Annotated in this window: 19 protein-coding genes and 1 pseudogene; 13 read left to right on the top strand and 7 right to left on the bottom strand. The window is 65.3% G+C overall.

The features are described from left to right. Both AC1DR6_RS15180 and AC1DR6_RS15175 read left to right on the top strand, forming a co-directional pair. Window positions 1–1635 (top strand): acyl-CoA synthetase, encoded by a 1635-nt coding sequence (locus AC1DR6_RS15180; protein WP_476830079.1) that lies wholly within the window; start codon window positions 1–3, stop codon window positions 1633–1635. Between the two features lie 156 nt (window positions 1636–1791). After that, the gene (locus AC1DR6_RS15175) at window positions 1792–2646 is read left to right on the top strand and encodes a PCC domain-containing protein (RefSeq protein WP_476830078.1); all 855 of its coding nucleotides are present in this window, start codon (window positions 1792–1794) and stop codon (window positions 2644–2646) included. Window positions 2647–2766: 120 nt separating this feature from the next. On the opposite strand, the gene AC1DR6_RS15170 is transcribed toward AC1DR6_RS15175, so the two are convergent. Next, the gene (locus AC1DR6_RS15170) at window positions 2767–4392 is read right to left on the bottom strand and encodes an acyl-CoA synthetase (protein WP_476830077.1); all 1626 of its coding nucleotides are present in this window, start codon (window positions 4390–4392) and stop codon (window positions 2767–2769) included. Window positions 4393–4574: 182 nt separating this feature from the next. Here AC1DR6_RS15170 and AC1DR6_RS15165 point away from each other — a divergent pair, with 182 nt between their 5' ends. Further along, window positions 4575–4835, top strand: a complete 261-nt coding sequence (locus tag AC1DR6_RS15165; RefSeq protein WP_476830076.1) for an AbrB/MazE/SpoVT family DNA-binding domain-containing protein — start codon at window positions 4575–4577, stop codon at window positions 4833–4835. Continuing rightward, window positions 4832–5227, top strand: coding sequence for a type II toxin-antitoxin system death-on-curing family toxin (locus AC1DR6_RS15160; RefSeq protein WP_476830075.1), 396 nt, complete (start codon window positions 4832–4834; stop codon window positions 5225–5227). The genes AC1DR6_RS15165 and AC1DR6_RS15160 overlap by 4 nt, the downstream gene beginning before the upstream one ends. Before the next feature lie 43 nt (window positions 5228–5270). Here AC1DR6_RS15160 and AC1DR6_RS15155 read toward each other — a convergent pair whose 3' ends face one another. Next, entirely contained in the window at window positions 5271–5489 is a 219-nt protein-coding gene (locus AC1DR6_RS15155) for a hypothetical protein (RefSeq protein WP_476830074.1), read from the bottom strand. Between the two features lie 166 nt (window positions 5490–5655). Here AC1DR6_RS15155 and pepT point away from each other — a divergent pair, with 166 nt between their 5' ends. The 6 genes from pepT (at window position 5656) to AC1DR6_RS15125 (ending at window position 11971) form a co-directional block, all read left to right on the top strand. Continuing rightward, a complete protein-coding gene (gene pepT / locus AC1DR6_RS15150) occupies window positions 5656–6888 on the top strand; it encodes a peptidase T (protein ID WP_476830073.1) in 1233 nt (410 codons plus the stop codon). 188 nt (window positions 6889–7076) lie between these two features. Next, window positions 7077–8438: an ABC1 kinase family protein gene (locus AC1DR6_RS15145; RefSeq protein WP_476830072.1), complete on the top strand. Its 1362-nt coding sequence runs from the start codon at window positions 7077–7079 to the stop codon at window positions 8436–8438. Between the two features lie 179 nt (window positions 8439–8617). After that, a complete protein-coding gene (locus AC1DR6_RS15140) occupies window positions 8618–8902 on the top strand; it encodes an aa3-type cytochrome c oxidase subunit IV (RefSeq protein WP_476830071.1) in 285 nt (94 codons plus the stop codon). A gap of 37 nt (window positions 8903–8939) precedes the next feature. Beyond that, window positions 8940–10136 carry a Re/Si-specific NAD(P)(+) transhydrogenase subunit alpha gene (locus AC1DR6_RS15135; RefSeq protein WP_476830070.1) on the top strand — a complete coding sequence of 399 codons (1197 nt, stop codon included), beginning with the start codon at window positions 8940–8942 and terminating at the stop codon, window positions 10134–10136. After that, on the top strand, window positions 10129–10563 hold the full coding sequence (locus AC1DR6_RS15130) for an NAD(P) transhydrogenase subunit alpha part 2 (protein WP_476830069.1): 435 nt from the start codon (window positions 10129–10131) through the stop codon (window positions 10561–10563). The genes AC1DR6_RS15135 and AC1DR6_RS15130 overlap by 8 nt, the downstream gene beginning before the upstream one ends. Window positions 10564–10567: 4 nt before the next feature. Continuing rightward, window positions 10568–11971: an NAD(P)(+) transhydrogenase (Re/Si-specific) subunit beta gene (locus AC1DR6_RS15125; RefSeq protein WP_476830068.1), complete on the top strand. Its 1404-nt coding sequence runs from the start codon at window positions 10568–10570 to the stop codon at window positions 11969–11971. Between the two features lie 103 nt (window positions 11972–12074). Here AC1DR6_RS15125 and AC1DR6_RS15120 read toward each other — a convergent pair whose 3' ends face one another. The 5 genes and pseudogenes from AC1DR6_RS15120 to AC1DR6_RS15100 form a co-directional block, all read right to left on the bottom strand. Then, the gene (locus AC1DR6_RS15120) at window positions 12075–12929 is read right to left on the bottom strand and encodes a tetratricopeptide repeat protein (RefSeq protein ID WP_476830067.1); all 855 of its coding nucleotides are present in this window, start codon (window positions 12927–12929) and stop codon (window positions 12075–12077) included. 299 nt (window positions 12930–13228) lie between these two features. Beyond that, window positions 13229–13447 (bottom strand): annotated as a pseudogene (rpsU, locus tag AC1DR6_RS15115) (30S ribosomal protein S21); the annotation flags it as partial. 163 nt (window positions 13448–13610) lie between these two features. Continuing rightward, window positions 13611–14711, bottom strand: a complete 1101-nt coding sequence (locus AC1DR6_RS15110; RefSeq protein WP_476830066.1) for a 5-(carboxyamino)imidazole ribonucleotide synthase — start codon at window positions 14709–14711, stop codon at window positions 13611–13613. Next, window positions 14708–15208 carry a 5-(carboxyamino)imidazole ribonucleotide mutase gene (purE, locus tag AC1DR6_RS15105; RefSeq protein WP_476830065.1) on the bottom strand — a complete coding sequence of 167 codons (501 nt, stop codon included), beginning with the start codon at window positions 15206–15208 and terminating at the stop codon, window positions 14708–14710. The genes AC1DR6_RS15110 and purE overlap by 4 nt, the downstream gene beginning before the upstream one ends. A gap of 102 nt (window positions 15209–15310) precedes the next feature. After that, on the bottom strand, window positions 15311–15529 hold the full coding sequence (locus AC1DR6_RS15100) for a YdcH family protein (protein WP_076438768.1): 219 nt from the start codon (window positions 15527–15529) through the stop codon (window positions 15311–15313). Between the two features lie 229 nt (window positions 15530–15758). Between AC1DR6_RS15100 and AC1DR6_RS15095 the strand changes: the two genes are divergently transcribed. From AC1DR6_RS15095 to AC1DR6_RS15085, 3 genes are all read left to right on the top strand, one after another. Then, window positions 15759–15947 carry a YdcH family protein gene (locus AC1DR6_RS15095; RefSeq protein WP_476830064.1) on the top strand — a complete coding sequence of 63 codons (189 nt, stop codon included), beginning with the start codon at window positions 15759–15761 and terminating at the stop codon, window positions 15945–15947. Between the two features lie 185 nt (window positions 15948–16132). Beyond that, window positions 16133–16387 (top strand): GlsB/YeaQ/YmgE family stress response membrane protein, encoded by a 255-nt coding sequence (locus AC1DR6_RS15090; protein WP_476830063.1) that lies wholly within the window; start codon window positions 16133–16135, stop codon window positions 16385–16387. A 31-nt stretch (window positions 16388–16418) separates the two neighbouring features. After that, a complete protein-coding gene (locus AC1DR6_RS15085; protein ID WP_476830062.1) occupies window positions 16419–16916 on the top strand; it encodes a YidB family protein in 498 nt (165 codons plus the stop codon). Window positions 16917–16959: the final 43 nt, after the last annotated feature.

The following is a 16959-nucleotide window of genomic DNA, read 5'->3' as shown; positions in this document are numbered from 1 at the left end:
ATGGTGAGCGCAACTGTGGCGCCGACCGGTGGCGTCGTGCCGATGACGCGACGGGTGATGAACCTCGGCCATATCGCGACGCAGAATGCGCGGCGGTTGGCGCAGCATCCGGCCTTCATCTGGGGCGAGAGGACGCTGGATTGGGCGCAGATCGATGCGCAGGTGTCGGCGCTCGCCGCCGGCCTTAAGGCGCGCGGCCTCGGTAAGGGCGACCGGCTGCTCGTTCATTCCAAGAACTGCGACGCGATGTTCGTCTCGATGTTCGCGACCTTCCGGCTCGGCGCGGTCTGGGTGCCGACGAATTTCCGCCTGCTGCCGGACGAGGTCGCCTATCTCGCGACCGCCTCCGGTGCCAAGGCCTTCCTCTGCCATGGCGATTTCCCGGAACACGCGGCGACCGTCGCGGCGGCAAGCCCGGCGCCGGAGTTCACCTGGCGGATCGGCGAGGGCGCTTTCGGCGAGGACGAGGTCGGCGCGGTGATCGCGCGCCGTCTCGGCACCAAAGTCGGGAATGTCGCGGTCGAACGCGACGATCCGTGCTGGTTCTTCTTCACCTCCGGCACGACCGGGCGCTCAAAGGCGGCGGTGCTGACGCATGGCCAGATGGGCTTCGTCATCACCAACCACCTTTGCGATCTCGTGCCGGGCTCGACAGAGGCCGACGCCTCATTGGTGGTGGCGCCGCTCTCCCACGGCGCGGGCGTGCACCAGCTGATGATGTCAGCGCGGGGCGCGACCTCGATTCTGCTGTCGAGCGAGCGCTTCGATATCGACGAGGCCTATCGGCTGATCGAAAAGCACCGCATCACCAACATCTTCACCGTGCCGACGATCCTGAAGATGCTGGTCGAGCATCCTGCTGCCGACAGCCATGATCATTCCAGCCTGCGCCACATCATCTATGCGGGCGCGCCGATGTATCGCGAGGACCAGAAGGCGGCGCTGGCCAAGCTCGGCAAGGTGATCGTGCAGTATTTCGGGCTGGGCGAGGTCACCGGCAACATTACCGTGCTGCCGCCGGCGCTGCACGAGCCCGAGGACGGGCCGCATGCACGCATCGGCACCTGCGGCTTCGAGCGCACGGGCATGCAGGTGCAAATCCAGGATGAGGAGGGCCGGGAGGTCGCGGCGAACGTGCAAGGCGAGATCTGCGTGATCGGGCCCGCCGTCTTCGCCGGCTATTACGACAACCCAGAGGCCAATGCGAAGTCCTTCCGCGACGGCTGGTTCCGCACCGGCGATCTCGGCCATATGGACGAGCAGGGCTTCGTCTACATCACCGGCCGGGCCTCCGACATGTACATCTCCGGTGGCTCCAACATCTATCCGCGCGAGATCGAGGAGAAGATCCTGACCCATCCGGCCATCGCCGAGGTTGCGGTGCTGGGCGTGCCCGATCCTGTCTGGGGCGAGATCGGCATCGCGGTCTGCGTCAACAGGCCTGGCCAAAGTGCGACCGAGGCCGAGATCGCCGATTTCCTCTCGCCGAAGATCGCCCGCTACAAGATGCCCAAGCGCTTCCTGTTCTGGGAGGCGCTGCCGAAATCGGGCTACGGCAAGGTGCCCAAACGCCTGGTGAAGGATGAGCTGGAGAAACGCGGCGAGCTTGCGCGGATGGGGGGGAAGGTGTCGTGACGTTTCCTCTTCGCCGAACCGCAGCCTTCATCCTGAGGAGCGGACGCAGTCCGCATCTCAAAGGATGTTCCAGTTGGCTTCTGAGGTATCTGGAGCATCCTTCGAGATGCCGCTTCGCGGCTCCTCAGGATGAGGGCTGAGATGATGGCTGGACTGATGAGAAGCATCCAACAACCGGGCGTCGGCACCCCCGAGCGCATCCAGTGGGCGGAGTGCCACGGGCTTCCCTTCCCGATCACGCTGGAGGCCGGGCTGCCCTTGCTGGAGGCGGTGCGGCGCAGCTTCGCCGCGGCTGGCTTCGTCTCAGGCGTCGCGAAGCTCGACGGGCTTGCGCTGTCGCCCTTCGCCTATGTGATGCCGGCGCTGTCGAAGACGCCGGAACATGCCGCCTTCTACAGCGACACTTTTCGCCCTGGCGGCGTCGCGCGCGTCGAGGTCGGCACCATGACGTTCGGCCAGCGCGACGGCGGACCGTTCTTTCACGCTCATGCGGTATGGACGGAAGGCTCGGGAAAGCGCAGCGGCGGGCATATCCTGCCCGAGGAGACGGTGGTGGCCGAGACGATCACGGTGCCGGCCCTTGGGCTCGACGGCGCGGCCTTCGTCGGCGAGCCGGATGACGAGACCCACTTCAAACTCTTCGGGGCCAAGCCCGCACCAATGCTCGAGGCGACGCATAACGGCCGGTTCTATGCGCTGCGGATCAAGCCCAATATCGATCTTTGCGGTGCGCTGGAAGCCTTCTGCGCCGAGCAGGGCATCCATGAGGCGGTCATCCATGGCGGCGTCGGCTCGACCATCGGCGCGCGGTTTGCCGACGGCAGCGTGGTCGAGAATTTCGCCACCGAGGTCGCGATCACTGAAGGGCGGATTGCCGATGGCGGCGAGGGGTTGCGGGCGGCGACCGATGTCGCGCTGGTGGACTATCGCGGCGGCCTGGCGAGCGGCCGGCTGGTGCGCGGCGACAACCCCGTGCTGATGACGTTCGAGCTGGTGTTGGAGGCTCGCTAGATCGAGGTCGTCATTCTCGGGCGAAGCGTAGCGTAGACCCGAGAATCTCGGGCCAGATAAGGCATTGACGCCTCCTTCGGCAGGAGATGCTCGGGTCAAGCCCGAGCATGACGGCGCGCGTCATTCGCCCCGTTGCTTTGCCACCTCTGCGTCCCGCAAATCCTTCCGCCTGATCTTGCCGGTCGCGGTCATCGGCAGTTCGGTCACGAACTCCACCTCGCGCGGGTACTGATAGGCCGCCAGCCGATCGCGCACGACCGCCTGGATTTCCGCCGCCAGGGCCGCGCTTGGGACGATACCCGGTTTCGGCAGTACGAAGGCCTTGACGATTTCCGTGCGGACGGGATCCGGCACGCCCACCACGGCCACCATCAGCACGGCCGGATGGCGCATGATGCAATCCTCGATATCGCCCGGCCCGATGCGGTAGGAGCCGGACGAGATGATGTCGTCGTCGCGGCCCTGGAACCAGAAATAGCCCTCTTCGTCACGGGTGCCGGTGTCGCCCGTCACCAGCCAGTCGCCGATGAACTTCGCGGCCGTCGCTTCGGGCTGGTTCCAGTATTCGATCATCATCACCGGGTCGGGCCGTGCCACCGCGATCAGGCCCGCTTCGCCCGCCGGCAATTCGCGGCCTTCCGGCGATATGACCGCGACCCGATGGCCCGGCACCGCGCGGCCCATCGAGCCCGGCCTGATGGGGAAAAGGCTCGCGCCATTGGCGACGAGCAGGTTCGCTTCCGTCTGTCCGTAGAACTCGTTCACGGGAAAGCCGAAGGTCTCGCGGCTCCAGTCGAGCATATCGGCGCCCAGCGTTTCGCCGCCGGTGCCGATCGAGCGCATTTCATAGTCGAAGCGCCGGGGATTGCCGACCTGTCGCATCAGCTTCAACGCGGTCGGGGGCAGGAAGGCGTTGCGGACCTTGTGGCGCGCCATCAAGGCGAAGGCCGCCTCGGGATCGAATTTGCGGGCGCGGGAGGCCAGCACGGGGATGCCGCAGTAAAGGCTTGGCAGCAGCACGTCGAGCAGGCCGCCAATCCAGGCCCAGTCGGCCGGGGTCCAGAACAGGTCGCCCGGCTGCGGAAAGAACTCCTGCGGCATCTGCACGCCCGGCAGATGGCCGAGCAGCACGCGGTGGGCGTGCAGCGCGCCTTTCGGCTTACCCGTCGTGCCGGAGGTGTAGATGATGACGGCCGGGTCGTTGGCGCGGGTTTCCGCCGCTGCGAAACTGTCGGAGGCTTTCGACATTTCGGTCTCGAAGTCGAGATAGCCGGCGCCGCCGACGACGAGGATCTTTCGCAGATAAGGAAGCGCATCCCGGATCGCCTCGACCTTTCCGATGTTCTCGGCGTCGGTGACGAGGATGCTGGCGCCGCTATGGCCAAGCCGATGCTCGAGCGCTTCGGGCCCGAACTGGATGAAGAGCGGCAAAGCGATGGCGCCTCGCTTATAGGTGCCGAGATGCGCGATCGCGGTCTGCGGGGATTGCGGCAGCAGGATGCCGACGCGCTCGCCCGGCCCGATACCGTGCGCGGCCAGCAGATTGGCGAAGCAGTTCGAGGCGCGGGAAAGATCGTCGAAGGACAGCGTCGAGACCCGGCCGCCGTCATCCCCGAAGATCAGTGCCGGTTTCCCTGTCCCATCGGCGTGAGCGTCCGAGCAGGCGGTGCCGATGTTGAAGCGATCGGGGATCGCCCAGGCGAAGCGGGCGGCGGTTTCTTCGTAGGTGGCAAAGCGCTTCAGCATGGCGTCTTCCCCTTCGCCCCGATCTTAAAGCCGACAAGGTGGAGGTTGCTGCGGCAGATGCGCTTTATCCTCGGCGTTCGCGTCAGTGTAGCTGAGGTCCTGAGTCAGGTGACAAGGACTCAATATCCATGACGCCAGCCGCGTTGCGTGTTATACTCGGGGTATAACGAGGGAGCGAGCTTATGAACGAGATTGCGAAGGCGGCCCAATCCGACGCCACGGTTCTACAGATTCGTCGAATCGGCAATTCCCTCGGCCTCATCCTGCCCAAGGAGCTTTTGCTCCAACTCGGTTTCAGCGAGGGTGACCAGCTCGAGGTCGTGAGACAGCCGGAAGGCGGCCTCAAGCTTCAGCGCCATGACGATCTGCACGCGCGGGGCATGGCGATCGCTCGCAAGTCGTTCAAGAAATATGCTGCGACTTATCGAGAACTCGCCAAATGACCGAGCCTTCATGGGTCAGCGTCGCGCTTGCTCTGGACATCCACGCCGAACAACTCGTCATTTTCGGAGGGCCCGAGGGCATTCGCGATCCGGGCTTGCTTGATTCAGCTCTCGCGCGGGCGCCCAACAAGTTCAGCTATGGCGAAACCGATCTTGCAGCGCTTGCGGCGACCTATGCCTTCGGCATCGCGCGGAACCATCCTTTTATCGACGGCAATAAGCGGGCAGCCTTCGCCTGCATGCTGGTTTTTCTCGGCCTCAATGGGATCGACTTTGATGTCGACCCAGCGATGGCCGCCGCCGCCATCCTCGCCCTCGCGGCCGGAGAGGTTGACGAGGAGGGGCTGACCCGCTGGATCCGCGACAATTGGCCAAAGGAAGCGCTCGCTTGAACCGGCCGATCGACCGGTATCCGGGCCATGCCACGCCGTTGTTTTAGAAACGTAGCCACCTCACGCCCGGGCGCGCGGCTCTCACGAGAACGGCTGTCGAGGCGAGGATCGCCGCCACTGCGACGCCGACGGCGACGATGCCCGCAGGGGTCGTCCGGGCCTCGGCTTCGAGCACCCGGTCGCCGCCTAGACGCAGCGTGACGCTGGCGCGCATTTCTTCAGGATGAGGGGCGCCCTGCGACTGCTCGGCACGTTCCGTCATGACATCCTCCACATGCTGCGATCGCGTGCGCCTCGCATGGACGCATGCTGATAGGGACGCATGACGGCGCTTGCGGTTTCAGGTGGCGCCGGTGCCGGCGCAACTGGCATAGCTCGTTGATGTTGCCGCCGGCCAATATGCGAGGCGGCGCCGGAGATCCTTGATCATGACCCTGCGCGATGAATTGCTGGATCGCTTTTTCCGTTATGTGGCGATCGACAGCCAAAGCGATGCCTCCGCGACGACATTGCCGAGCACGCCGGGCCAGCAAACGCTGGCGGAGCAGCTCGCCGGCGAGCTGCGGGTGCTCGGCCTCGACGACATCGTCATCGACGCGCATGCCACCGTGACGGCGGTGAAGCGCGGCACGGTGGCGGGCGCGCCGCGCATCGGCTTCATCGCCCATCTTGATACCGTCGATGTCGGCCTGTCACCGGCGATCAGCCCGCAATTGTTGCGCTTCGCCGGCGAGGATCTCTGCCTGAATGCGGAGAAGGACATCTGGTTGCGTGTGGCCGAGCATCCGGAAATCGCGCCCTGGAGGGGGCATGATGTCGTCTTCAGCGACGGCACCAGCGTGCTCGGCGCCGACAACAAGGCGGCGGTCGCGATCGTGATGACGCTGCTTTCCCGGCTGACACCGGAGGATAGGCATGGCGACATCCATGTCGCCTTCGTGCCGGACGAGGAGATCGGCCTGCGCGGCGCCAAGGCGCTCGATCTCAAGCGCTTCGCCTGCGACTTCGCCTATACGATCGACAGCTGCGAACTGGGCGAGGTGGTCTACGAGAACTTCAATGCGGCGGCGGCCGAGATCGTCTTCACCGGCGTCACCGCCCATCCGATGTCGGCCAAGGGCGTGCTGGTGAACCCGCTGCTGATGGCGCAGGATTTCGTCGCCGCCTTCGACCGGGCCCAGACGCCGGAGCAGACGGAAGGCCGGGAAGGCTATGTCTGGTTCACCGGCCTGAGCGCTGACGCATCGCAGGCTGTGCTGAAAGCGAATATCCGCGATTTCGACCGTGCCTCTTTCGCTGCGCGTAAGCGGAGGATCGGCGAGGTGGGGCAGGAGATCGCCAGCCGCTATCCGACAGGGGAGGTGCGCTGGGAGGTCAGCGATACCTATGGCAACATCAGCGACAGCCTGGGCGATGACCGCCGCTCGGTCGATCTGCTGATGACGGCTCTGAACGAGCTTCAGATCGCGCCGAAAATCATTCCGATGCGCGGCGGGACCGATGGCGCGGCGCTGTCGGCGCGTGGATTGCCGACGCCGAACTTCTTCACCGGCGGACTGAACTTCCACTCGCGTTTCGAGTGCCTGCCCGTTCCGGCTTTCGAGGCTTCCTATGAGGTGGCGCGGCGGATCTGCCTGCTGGCAGGACAGGGCCAGGGTTGAGGTGCCTCAGATCGTCATTGCGAGGAGGTAGCGACGAAGCAATCCAGGAAGACCGGGTGAAACGTTCGATCCAGTCCCCCTGGATTGCTTCGCTGCGCTCGCAATGACGGCGTCGTGCGGCGTCGTGGACTCTGGTTGCAGCCCCGTGCGCTTCCTACATTCTCGATTGAAAGCGAGAGCCCTATCCCATGTCAGAGCGCGACAGCGAAGCTAACCGATTTTCCGCCCGCGCGGCGCGCTATGCCCGCGTCGGCGCCAATGTCGGTGGGGTGGCGGCGCGGATGGCCGGCGCGCGGCTTTTCGGCATGGAGGGGCGCGACGCTTCCAATGCCGAGGCGCTGGCGAAGGCGCTTGGTGGGCTGAAGGGCCCGATCATGAAGGTGGCGCAGCTCGTCGCCACCATTCCGGATGTCGTGCCGCCGGAATACGCCGCCGAGCTGCAGAAGCTGCAGTCGCAGGCGCCGCCGATGGGCGCGGCCTTCGTCAAGCGGCGGATGATGGCCGAACTCGGTGCCGGCTGGCGCGAGCGCTTCGGCGAGTTCGATCTGAAGCCGGCGGCAGCCGCCTCGCTCGGCCAGGTGCATCGCGCCACGACCCTGGAAGGCGGCGCGCTCGCCTGCAAGCTGCAATATCCGGATATGGAATCGGCAGTCGAAGCCGACATCGCGCAGCTCGAAGTGTTGTTCTCGCTGCATCGGCGCATGGGCGCGGTGATCGACACCAGCGAGATCGTCGAGGAAATCGGTGCGCGCGTCCGCGAAGAGTTGGATTATCGCCGCGAGGCGAAGCATGCCGCGCTCTACCGGACCATGCTGGCGCAAACGCCCGAAATTCGTGTTCCAGCGGTCGAGGACAGTCTCTCGACCAAGCGCCTGCTCAGCATGCACTGGCTTGAGGGCACGTCGATCCTCTCGCACAAAACGGATGGCCAAGCCGTTCGCGACCGGATTTCGACCGCGATGTTCAAGGCGTGGTGGCGCCCCTTAAGCCGTCATGGCGCGATCCATGGCGATCCGCATCTGGGGAACTACACGGTCTTCTCGGAAGGCGGCGAGCCGCAGGGGGTCAACCTGCTGGACTATGGCTGCATCCGCATCTTCCCGCCGAGTTTCGTCGGCGGCGTGGTCGATCTCTATCGTGGCCTTCAAACCGGCGATGATGCCCGCGTCGTCCACGCCTACGAGACCTGGGGCTTCAAGGGGCTGAGCAAGGAGCTGGTCGATACGCTGAACATTTGGGCGCGCTTCATTTATGGGCCGCTTCTGGAGGATCGGGTTCGGCGGATCGCGGAGGATGTCAGCCCGGCCGAATATGGGCGCAAGCAGGCCTTCCAGGTGCATCAGGCCCTGAAGGCGAGGGGGCCGGTGACCGTGCCGCGGGAGTTCGTGTTCATGGACCGGGCTGCGATCGGGCTCGGCGGCGTCTTTCTGCATCTCGATGCGGAGCTGAATTTCCACCGGATGTTCGAAGCGGAGATCGAAGGCTTCTCGGTCGAGGCCGTGACCGAGCGGCAGGCAGCCGCGCTTGCGCTGGCAGGATTGTCGCCTTGAGTGTGAAATAGGCGCGCTTCTCGCAAATTAAATCGATTGAAATTTGGGCTGGCGTCGATTATCGGCGGCTCATAATTGGGTTTGCGCCGATTTGTGGGCGGGCATGCAGATGCGTTTGCCCGCCCGACACAGGTGCGCTACAGCCTAAAGCGACTGTGTCTTTTTCAGGATCGAGACTCATGGCCGACCACGCCCATCACGCCGATACCCCCGCGATGGACTATCCCGAGCACGAGAAGACCTATGTCGGCTTCGTGCACTTCGCCGAGGTCGGCACGGTGGCCTGCATCGCGATCGTCGCCGCGCTTGCCGTCGGCGGCACCAAGCATGCCTGGGGCACGGCGCTGATCGGCACGATCCTGGCCGTGATCGGCACCGGCGTCGGCATCGCCTCGGACAAGATCTCCTGGCGGGCTCCACTCGTCGCGCTGGTGCTGATGCTGCTCGCGCTGCTGCTGTACTGATCTGCTTCCCGTCGCTTCGGAAAGGCTCGTCCCCACCATGCGCATTGCTGTCCCAGCCGAAACGCAAGGGGCGGAGACTCGTGTCGCCGCCACGCCGGAAACCGTTCGCAAGTTCATGGGCCTCGGGGCCGAAGTGATGGTCGAAGCCGGCGCCGGCAAGAACGCTGGTATTCCGGATGCGGAGTACGAAGCGGCGGGTGCGAGCATTGCGCCCAGTGCCGCTGATGCGCTGGCCGGCGCGGATATCGTGCTAAAGGTTCGCCGTCCCGGGCCCGACGAGGTTGCAGGGCTGCCTTCGGGCGCGCTCGTCGTCGCGGCGATGGACCCCTATGGCAACGAAGCGCAGATCGAGGCGCTGGCCAAGGCCAATGTCTCGGCCTTCGCGATGGAGTTCATGCCGCGCATCACCCGCGCGCAGGTGATGGACGTATTGTCCTCGCAGGCCAACCTTTCCGGCTACCGTGCCGTGATCGACGGTGCTGCCGAATACGGCCGGGCGCTGCCGATGATGATGACGGCGGCCGGCACCGTGCCCGCCGCCAGGATCTTCATCATGGGCGTCGGTGTCGCCGGCCTGCAGGCCATCGCCACGGCAAGGCGCCTGGGTGCCATCGTCACCGCGACCGATGTGCGGCCTGCCACCAAGGAACAGGTCGAATCGCTCGGCGCCAAGTTCCTCGCCGTGGAGGACGAGGAGTTCAAGCAGGCGCAGACGGCCGGCGGCTACGCCAAGGAAATGTCCGGGGAATATCAGGCGAAGCAGGCCGAGCTGACCGCCAGCCACATCGCCAAGCAGGACATCGTCATCACCACCGCGCTCATCCCCGGCCGTCCCGCCCCGAGGCTGATCACCGCCGCGATGGTCGAGAGCATGAAGCCGGGTTCCGTGATCATCGACCTCGCGGTCGAGCGCGGCGGCAATTGCGAACTCGCCAAGCCGGGCGAGGTCGTTACCACGCCGAACGGCGTCAAGATCGTCGGCCATCTCAACGTGCCCGGTCGCCTCGCCGCGACCGCGTCCGCGCTTTACGCCAAGAACCTCTACGCCTTCGTCGAGACGCTGATCGACAAGACCGAGAAGAAGATTGCCGTGAACTGGGACGATGAACTGGTGAAGGCGACCGCCCTGACCCGGGACGGCGCCGTGATCCATCCGAATTTCGCAGCGAAGGCCGCCCCAGCGGTGGTCGAGCCTGCGCCTGTGCTTGTCGATGGGAGCGTCAACAATGGCTAATCCGGCACCCGAACAGGCCCTGGACCAGGCTCGCGCGGCCGCGACCCTCGCCCGGCAGGCGGCCGAGCTGGCCGAGCGCTATGCCGATCAGGCTGCTGCCGCGGCGAGCCTCGCCACCGGCGGCATCGACCCGACGATCTACCGCCTTGCCATCTTCGTGCTGGCCGTCTTCGTCGGCTATTACGTCGTCTGGTCGGTAACGCCGGCGCTGCACACGCCGCTGATGTCGGTCACCAACGCGATCTCCTCGGTCATCGTCGTCGGTGCGCTGCTGGCGGTGGGTGTCGAGGCGCTGCCGTCGCTGGGCGACGGCCCGATCTGGGCCAAGGTCTTCGGCTTCGTCGCGCTCGTGCTGGCCTCGGTAAACATCTTCGGCGGCTTCCTCGTCACCGAGCGGATGCTCGCCATGTACAAGAAGAAGGGCTGAGCGCATGGCCGCCAACCTCTCAGCCCTGCTCTACGTCGTCTCCGGCGTCCTGTTCATCATGGCCCTGCGTGGCCTGTCGCATCCGACCACGTCGCGGCAGGGCAACCGCTACGGCATGATCGGCATGGCGATCGCCATCCTGACCACGGTGGTGTTCTTTCCGCCGGCGGGCTTCTCCGGCTGGCTGCTTGTCATCCTTGGCATTGCCATCGGTGGCGGTATCGGCGCTGTCATGGCCAAGCGCGTGCAGATGACGCAGATGCCGCAGCTCGTTGCCTTCTTCCACTCGCTGGTGGGCCTTGCGGCTGTGCTGGTGGCGGCGGCCGCGCTCTATGCGCCGGAGGCCTTCGGCATCGGCCATGGCGGCATGATCCACGGCTCCAGCCTGTTCGAGATGGCGCTCGGCGTCGCCATCGGCGCGATCACCTTCACCGGCTCGATCATCGCCTTCCTCAAGCTCGACGGGCGGATGAGCGGCAAGCCGATCATGCTGCCGCAGCGCCACGGCATCAATATCGGGCTCGCAATCGCGCTGGTCGTGCTGCTGGCGATCTTCCTGAAGACCGAGAGCCATGTCGTCTTCTGGCTGATCGTGGCGGTCTCCTTCGCGCTCGGCGTGCTGCTGATCATCCCGATCGGCGGGGCGGACATGCCCGTCGTCGTCTCGATGCTGAACTCCTATTCCGGCTGGGCTGCCGCCGGCATCGGCTTCACGCTCGGCAACATGGCGCTGATCATCACCGGCGCGCTGGTCGGATCGTCCGGCGCGATCCTGTCCTACATCATGTGCAAGGCGATGAACCGGAGCTTCATCTCTGTCATCCTCGGCGGTTTCGGCGGCGACGCTGCGGCCGGGCCTGCCGGCGCGGTCGAGGCGCGGCCGGTCAAGCAGGGCTCGCCGGACGATGCCGCCTACATCATGAAGAACGCCGGCAAGGTCATCATCGTGCCCGGCTATGGCATGGCGGTGGCGCAGGCGCAGCACACGCTGCGCGAGATGGTCGATTTGCTGAAGAAGGAAGGCGTCGAGGTCAAATACGCCATTCATCCGGTGGCGGGGCGCATGCCCGGCCATATGAACGTGCTGCTGGCCGAGGCCAACGTGCCCTATGACGAGGTCTTCGAGCTCGAGGACATCAACTCGGAATTCGGGCAGGCCGATGTCGCCTTCGTCATCGGGGCCAACGACGTCACCAACCCGGCCGCCAAGACCGACAAGACCTCGCCGATCTACGGCATGCCGATCCTCGACGTCGAGAAGGCCAAGACCGTGATCTTCATCAAGCGCGGCATGGCGGCGGGTTATGCCGGCGTCGAGAACGAGCTGTTCTTCCGCCCCAACACGATGATGTTGTTCGGCGACGCCAAGAAGGTCACCGACGAGATCGTCAAGGCGATGGCGCACTGAGACGCCGACGCCGCTCCAAACGAGAAAAAGGCCGGCGGAAGCCGGCCTTTTTCTTTGAAATTCGTTGACGCGTCTTCGGAGAAGAAGAGCGCCGCTCGGCGCCTCAGCTCCTGAACAGCCCGCCGCCGCCACCGCCCGTGCGCGAGAGCCCGGAGCGGGCATCGGCGTTGTTGCCGTCCAGCCCGATGGCGCGCTGGTAGGATTGCTGCGCTTCGGTCTTCTGGCCGAGCTTTTCCTGGGCGAAGCCCCGGCCGGTCCAGGCCTCGGCGCTGCGGTTATCGACGTTGAGCGCGGCCGTGAAGTCCTCCAGCGCCGCATCGTATTTGCCGAGCGCGTTGAGGCTCTGGCCCCGAGCGATATAGGGCGGCGCGGTATAGGGATTACGGTCGATGACCGAATCGAAGTCCGTCACGGCCTGCTGGTTCTGACCCTGCTTCTGGTAGACGAGGCCCCGTGAGTGGAAAGCCTCGGCCGATTCCGGATTGAGGCGGATCGCCGTGTTCAGGTCGGCCAGCGCCGCTGGCAGATTGCCCTGCAGGCGCAGCAGATTGGCACGCGCGATATAGGCCGGCGCATAATTGGGATTGGCCGCGACCGAGCGACCGAAATCGGACATGGCCGCGTCGTTCTTGCCGGTCTGGCGCAAGGCGAGGCCGCGATTGGTGTAGGCGGACGCAAGGTTCGGGTCGATCTGGACGGCCTTGGTGAAGTCCGAGACCGCATCCGAGAAGCGCCCGACGCGGGCGTAAGCCGCGCCGCGCGTGTTATAGGCGCCGGCGTCGTTGGGATTGCGGCTGATGACCTCGCTCAGCGAGCCGATATTGACGCTGGCATCCGCGGCAGTGCTGGTGTCCAGCACCGCGACATTGGCTTGCGACGAGATGCCGGAAACAGTGTCGCAGCCTCCCAACATCAGCGCGAGGCCGGATGCGGCCAACCAGATATTGCCTCGGATCATGCTCAAGCCCCTTCGATTCGTGTCGTGCCTGCCGCGTTCCCGAGGGAGCAGGGCTTGTGAGCCCGTCGCGGCGTGATCGCGCTACCCCAACCGAACGGCGCTTGCCTCAGCAAACGCCTGCAACCCGCCAAAACTTGGTTAACGTCCAGCGCTTGGTCGCCGTGGTCTAGAGAACGGAGGCGTCGCTCAAACGCAAGGCCCTTGAAAAGCAACAGCGCCCGGAGCGGGCTCCAGGCGCTTTTTCTAAAAGCTTTGTCGAACGACGACGCGTCGTCCGAACAAAATCAGGAGACTTTCGCCTTGACCGGCATGGGGAGCAGGCCTTCGCGCTGCAGCTTCTTGCGGTGCAGCTTGCGGGCGCGGCGCACGGCCTCGGCCGATTCGCGGGCTCTCTTCTCAGAGGGCTTCTCGTAATGTCCACGCAGCTTCATCTCGCGGAAGATGCCTTCGCGCTGCATCTTTTTCTTGAGGGCGCGGAGAGCCTGGTCGACATTGTTGTCGCGAACGAGAACCTGCACGTGAAACGTCCGTTAGTGAGCGGTTGATCCAAAAATCCGGGCCGGCGGCACGCGCTGCGCGTCGCTCAAGGGTGGGTGCCGATAACAGAATTCCGAGGAGCTGTCCACGCCCCGACAGTCCTAAAAATCAGGCCAAAGCGGCCTTTTTTCGCAGCGGCTGCTTTCAGGCGGTTTCGGGGCTCACCCGGGTCACGTGACCCATCTTCCGGCCGGGCCGGACATCGCGCTTGCCGTAGAGATGAAGATGGGCGCCGGGCTCGGCCAGGATCTCGGCCCAGCGCAGCGCCGCGTCGCCGATGAGGTTCTCCATCTCGACGCGGCCCCGCCGTGCGGGCGAGCCGAGCGGGAACCCGCACACCGCCCGGACATGCTGGTGAAATTGCGAGGTCTCGGCGCCCTCGCTGGTCCAGTGCCCGGAATTGTGGACGCGCGGGGCGATCTCGTTGACGACGATGCGTTCGCCGCCAGCCTCTTCCAGCACGAACAGTTCCACCGCGAAGACGCCGACATAGCCCAGTGCCTCGCCGATGCGCCGCGCCGCCTCGATGGCGTCTTTCGAGGCTGCATCGGACAAGCGAGCCGGGATACGGGTGAAGGCAAGGATGTGGTCGCGGTGCTCGTTTTCGCACACATCGAATGCGGCGAAGGCCCCGTCCGACCCGCGAGCCGCCACCACCGAAACCTCGCGCACGAACGGCACGAAGCCTTCGAGGATCGCAGGGAAATGCCCGATCGCCTCATAGGCTTCCGCGATGTCGGTCCCAAGCGTGATCTTGACCTGACCCTTGCCGTCATAACCGAAGCGGCGCGTCTTCAGGACGGCGGGCCGGCCGATCGCGACAATCGCGACCTCCAGATCCTCCAGTGAATCCACCGCACGGAAGGGCGCGACCTCAAGCCCGAGGTCGGCGATGAAGCTCTTTTCACTCAGCCGGTCCTGGGTCACGGCCAGCGCCTGCGCGCCGGGGTGCAGCGAGGTCCGCGCGGCCAGAAAGGCCGCCGTCGCGGCCGGGACGTTCTCGAATTCATACGTCACGACATCGACGCCGTCGGCGAACTGCGCCAGCGCCGCCTCGTCCTCGTAATCCGCAATGGTGTGGCGGGCGGCCACGTCGAAGGCCGGACAATCCGTATCCGGAGCCAGGACATGGCAGCGGATCCCAAGATCGGCCGCGGCGAGCACCATCATGCGGGCAAGCTGGCCGCCGCCGAGGATGCCGAGAACCGCGCCGGGTGCGAGGCCGGCAGGGAGGGGCGCGCTCATGCCTCGTCCCGGCTGGGGCGCTCGGCGATGCCGGCGCTCTGGCGGGCGCGATAGGCGTCGAGGCGTTCGGCCAGGCTTTCGTCCGAAAGGGCCAGCACGGCGGCGGCGAGCAGGGCGGCGTTGACCGCGCCAGCCCGGCCGATGGCGAGCGTGCCGACGGGAATGCCCGCCGGCATCTGCACGATGGAAAGCAGGCTGTCCTGTCCCGACAGCGCCTTCGATTCGACCGGCACGCCGAAGACCGGCAGCGGCGTCAGCGAGGCCGTCATGCCCGGCAGATGGGCCGCCCCGCCGGCGCCCGCGATCACCACCTTGAAGCCTTCGGCCCTGGCGCCCTTGGCGAAGGCGAAGAGCCGGTCTGGCGTGCGATGGGCGGAGACGATGCGGGCGTCGTAGGCGATGGCGAGCGCGTCCAGCGCCTCGGCGGCATGGCGCATCGTCGCCCAATCGGACTGGCTGCCCATGATGATGGCGACGGGTGTGGAGGTTGTGGCCATGATGCGCCTGACGGCTCCGCTCTGGAAGCGCGCGATCTAGACTGCCGAACCGCCGATAAGCAAGGGCGAATCAGCCGCGCGACGGCACTGAAAGCCTGTGATTCAGGCAATGATGTCCGGGGTCAGCGCATCCTCGATCTGCGAGATGCGATCCTTCAGGTAGAGCTTTCGCTTCTTCAGGCGTTGCACCTGCACCTGATTGATCGAGCCGACCCGTTCAAGGGCGTCGATGGCGCTGTCGAGATCGCGATGCTCCTCGCGCAAGCGCGCAAGTTCCGCAGTGAAGGTCTCGACCTCCTCGGGGCTCAGCTCGAATCCCATAGCCATCTCATCATCGCCGCAGTTCGTCGCGACTATGCCCGTGCCGCGAGGCGCCTCGCAAGAGCGTGTCGCGCGGCAAACGCCTCAAAAGCCGTCTATTCACGGCTGCGAGGGCAGGAGCTGGCGAGGATCACAGAATCTCATGAATGCGCCGTGACAATGCGGTGCAGACGTGAAGCCGGCTTTCTGTCAGATTGCTTCATCTCAACTGCTCATCAGGAGGATCCAGATGTCGTTGCAGACCAGGCTTGCCGAACTCGAACGCAAACACCGTCAGCTCGAAGACGCCATCGCCCAGGCGGCGGTCAGTCCATCGTCTGACGGTCTCAGCATGGCCGAGCTCAAACGCAAGAAGTTGCAACTCAAGGACGAGATCGAGCGCGTGAGACTGACGATACCGGAACGGACGCTGCACTGAGCCGAACCGGGCTTGGGGCGCGTCATATAACCCGACGAGTCACGCCCCGACGAGTTGAAGATGCGGATCAGACCGGCCCTAGGGCCGGTCTTTTTTATTTCGTCGACCGATGCAATGCTGCGGAGGTGGGGAACTTTGCGCGGGTCGTGCGGGTTAAAGCCCCGCTCGAACCTGGGAGGGATAGCATGGGTATCATCTGGACCATCATCATCGGCTTCGTCGCTGGCGTCATCGCGAAGTTCATCGCGCCGGGCTCCAACGAGCCATCCGGCTTCATTCTGACCACGATCCTCGGCATCGTCGGCGCCTTCGTCGCGACCTATCTCGGGCAGGCCATGGGTTGGTATGCCCCCGGCCAGGGCGCGGGTTTGATCGGCGCTGTCGTCGGCGCCATCGTCGTGCTGGTCATCTGGGGCGCGGTCTCGGGTCGGCGCGCCTGAGCGTCGTCTTCAGCCATAACGGAGAACCATCATGAGCGATGACAATGGCGGCTTTCCGTCGCTGACCGCGCTTCTTGGTCTGTTGGCGGTGGCCGGCTACCAGAACCGCGACAAGATCTCTGAATGGATGGGCAACCGCGGTGCGGCCCCGCAAGGCTCCGTTCCGCCTCTCGGCCAAACCGGCGTCGCGCCGGAGCAGGCCGGCGGTGGTGGCGGCGGGATGCTCGGCGGCCTCGGCGGTCTGTTGGGAGCGGGCGGCATCGGCGCCATGCTCAACAACGGGCTCGGCGAGCTCGTCGATCGCTTCAACCAGAATGGCCATGGCGACAAGGCCAATTCCTGGGTGTCGCAAGGGCCAAACCAGCAGGTTGCGCCCGGCGATCTGGAACAGGCTATCGGGCCAGAGATCCTAGACAAGATCGCCCAGCATACCGGCTTGTCGCGTCAGGAGCTGCTCGACAAGCTCTCGACCGTGCTGCCGGATGCGGTCGATCGTTATACGCCGAACGGACAGCTCACCCGGTCCTGAACCGCACCGGTCCGTTGCACTTCCAAAGCGCTGTCGCTCGGTT

The sequence above is a fragment of the Allobosea sp. P5_A5 genome (genome assembly GCF_056400625.1).
Note: the sequence above shows the minus strand (reverse complement) of the source record. Positions and strands in the feature narration are given on the sequence as shown.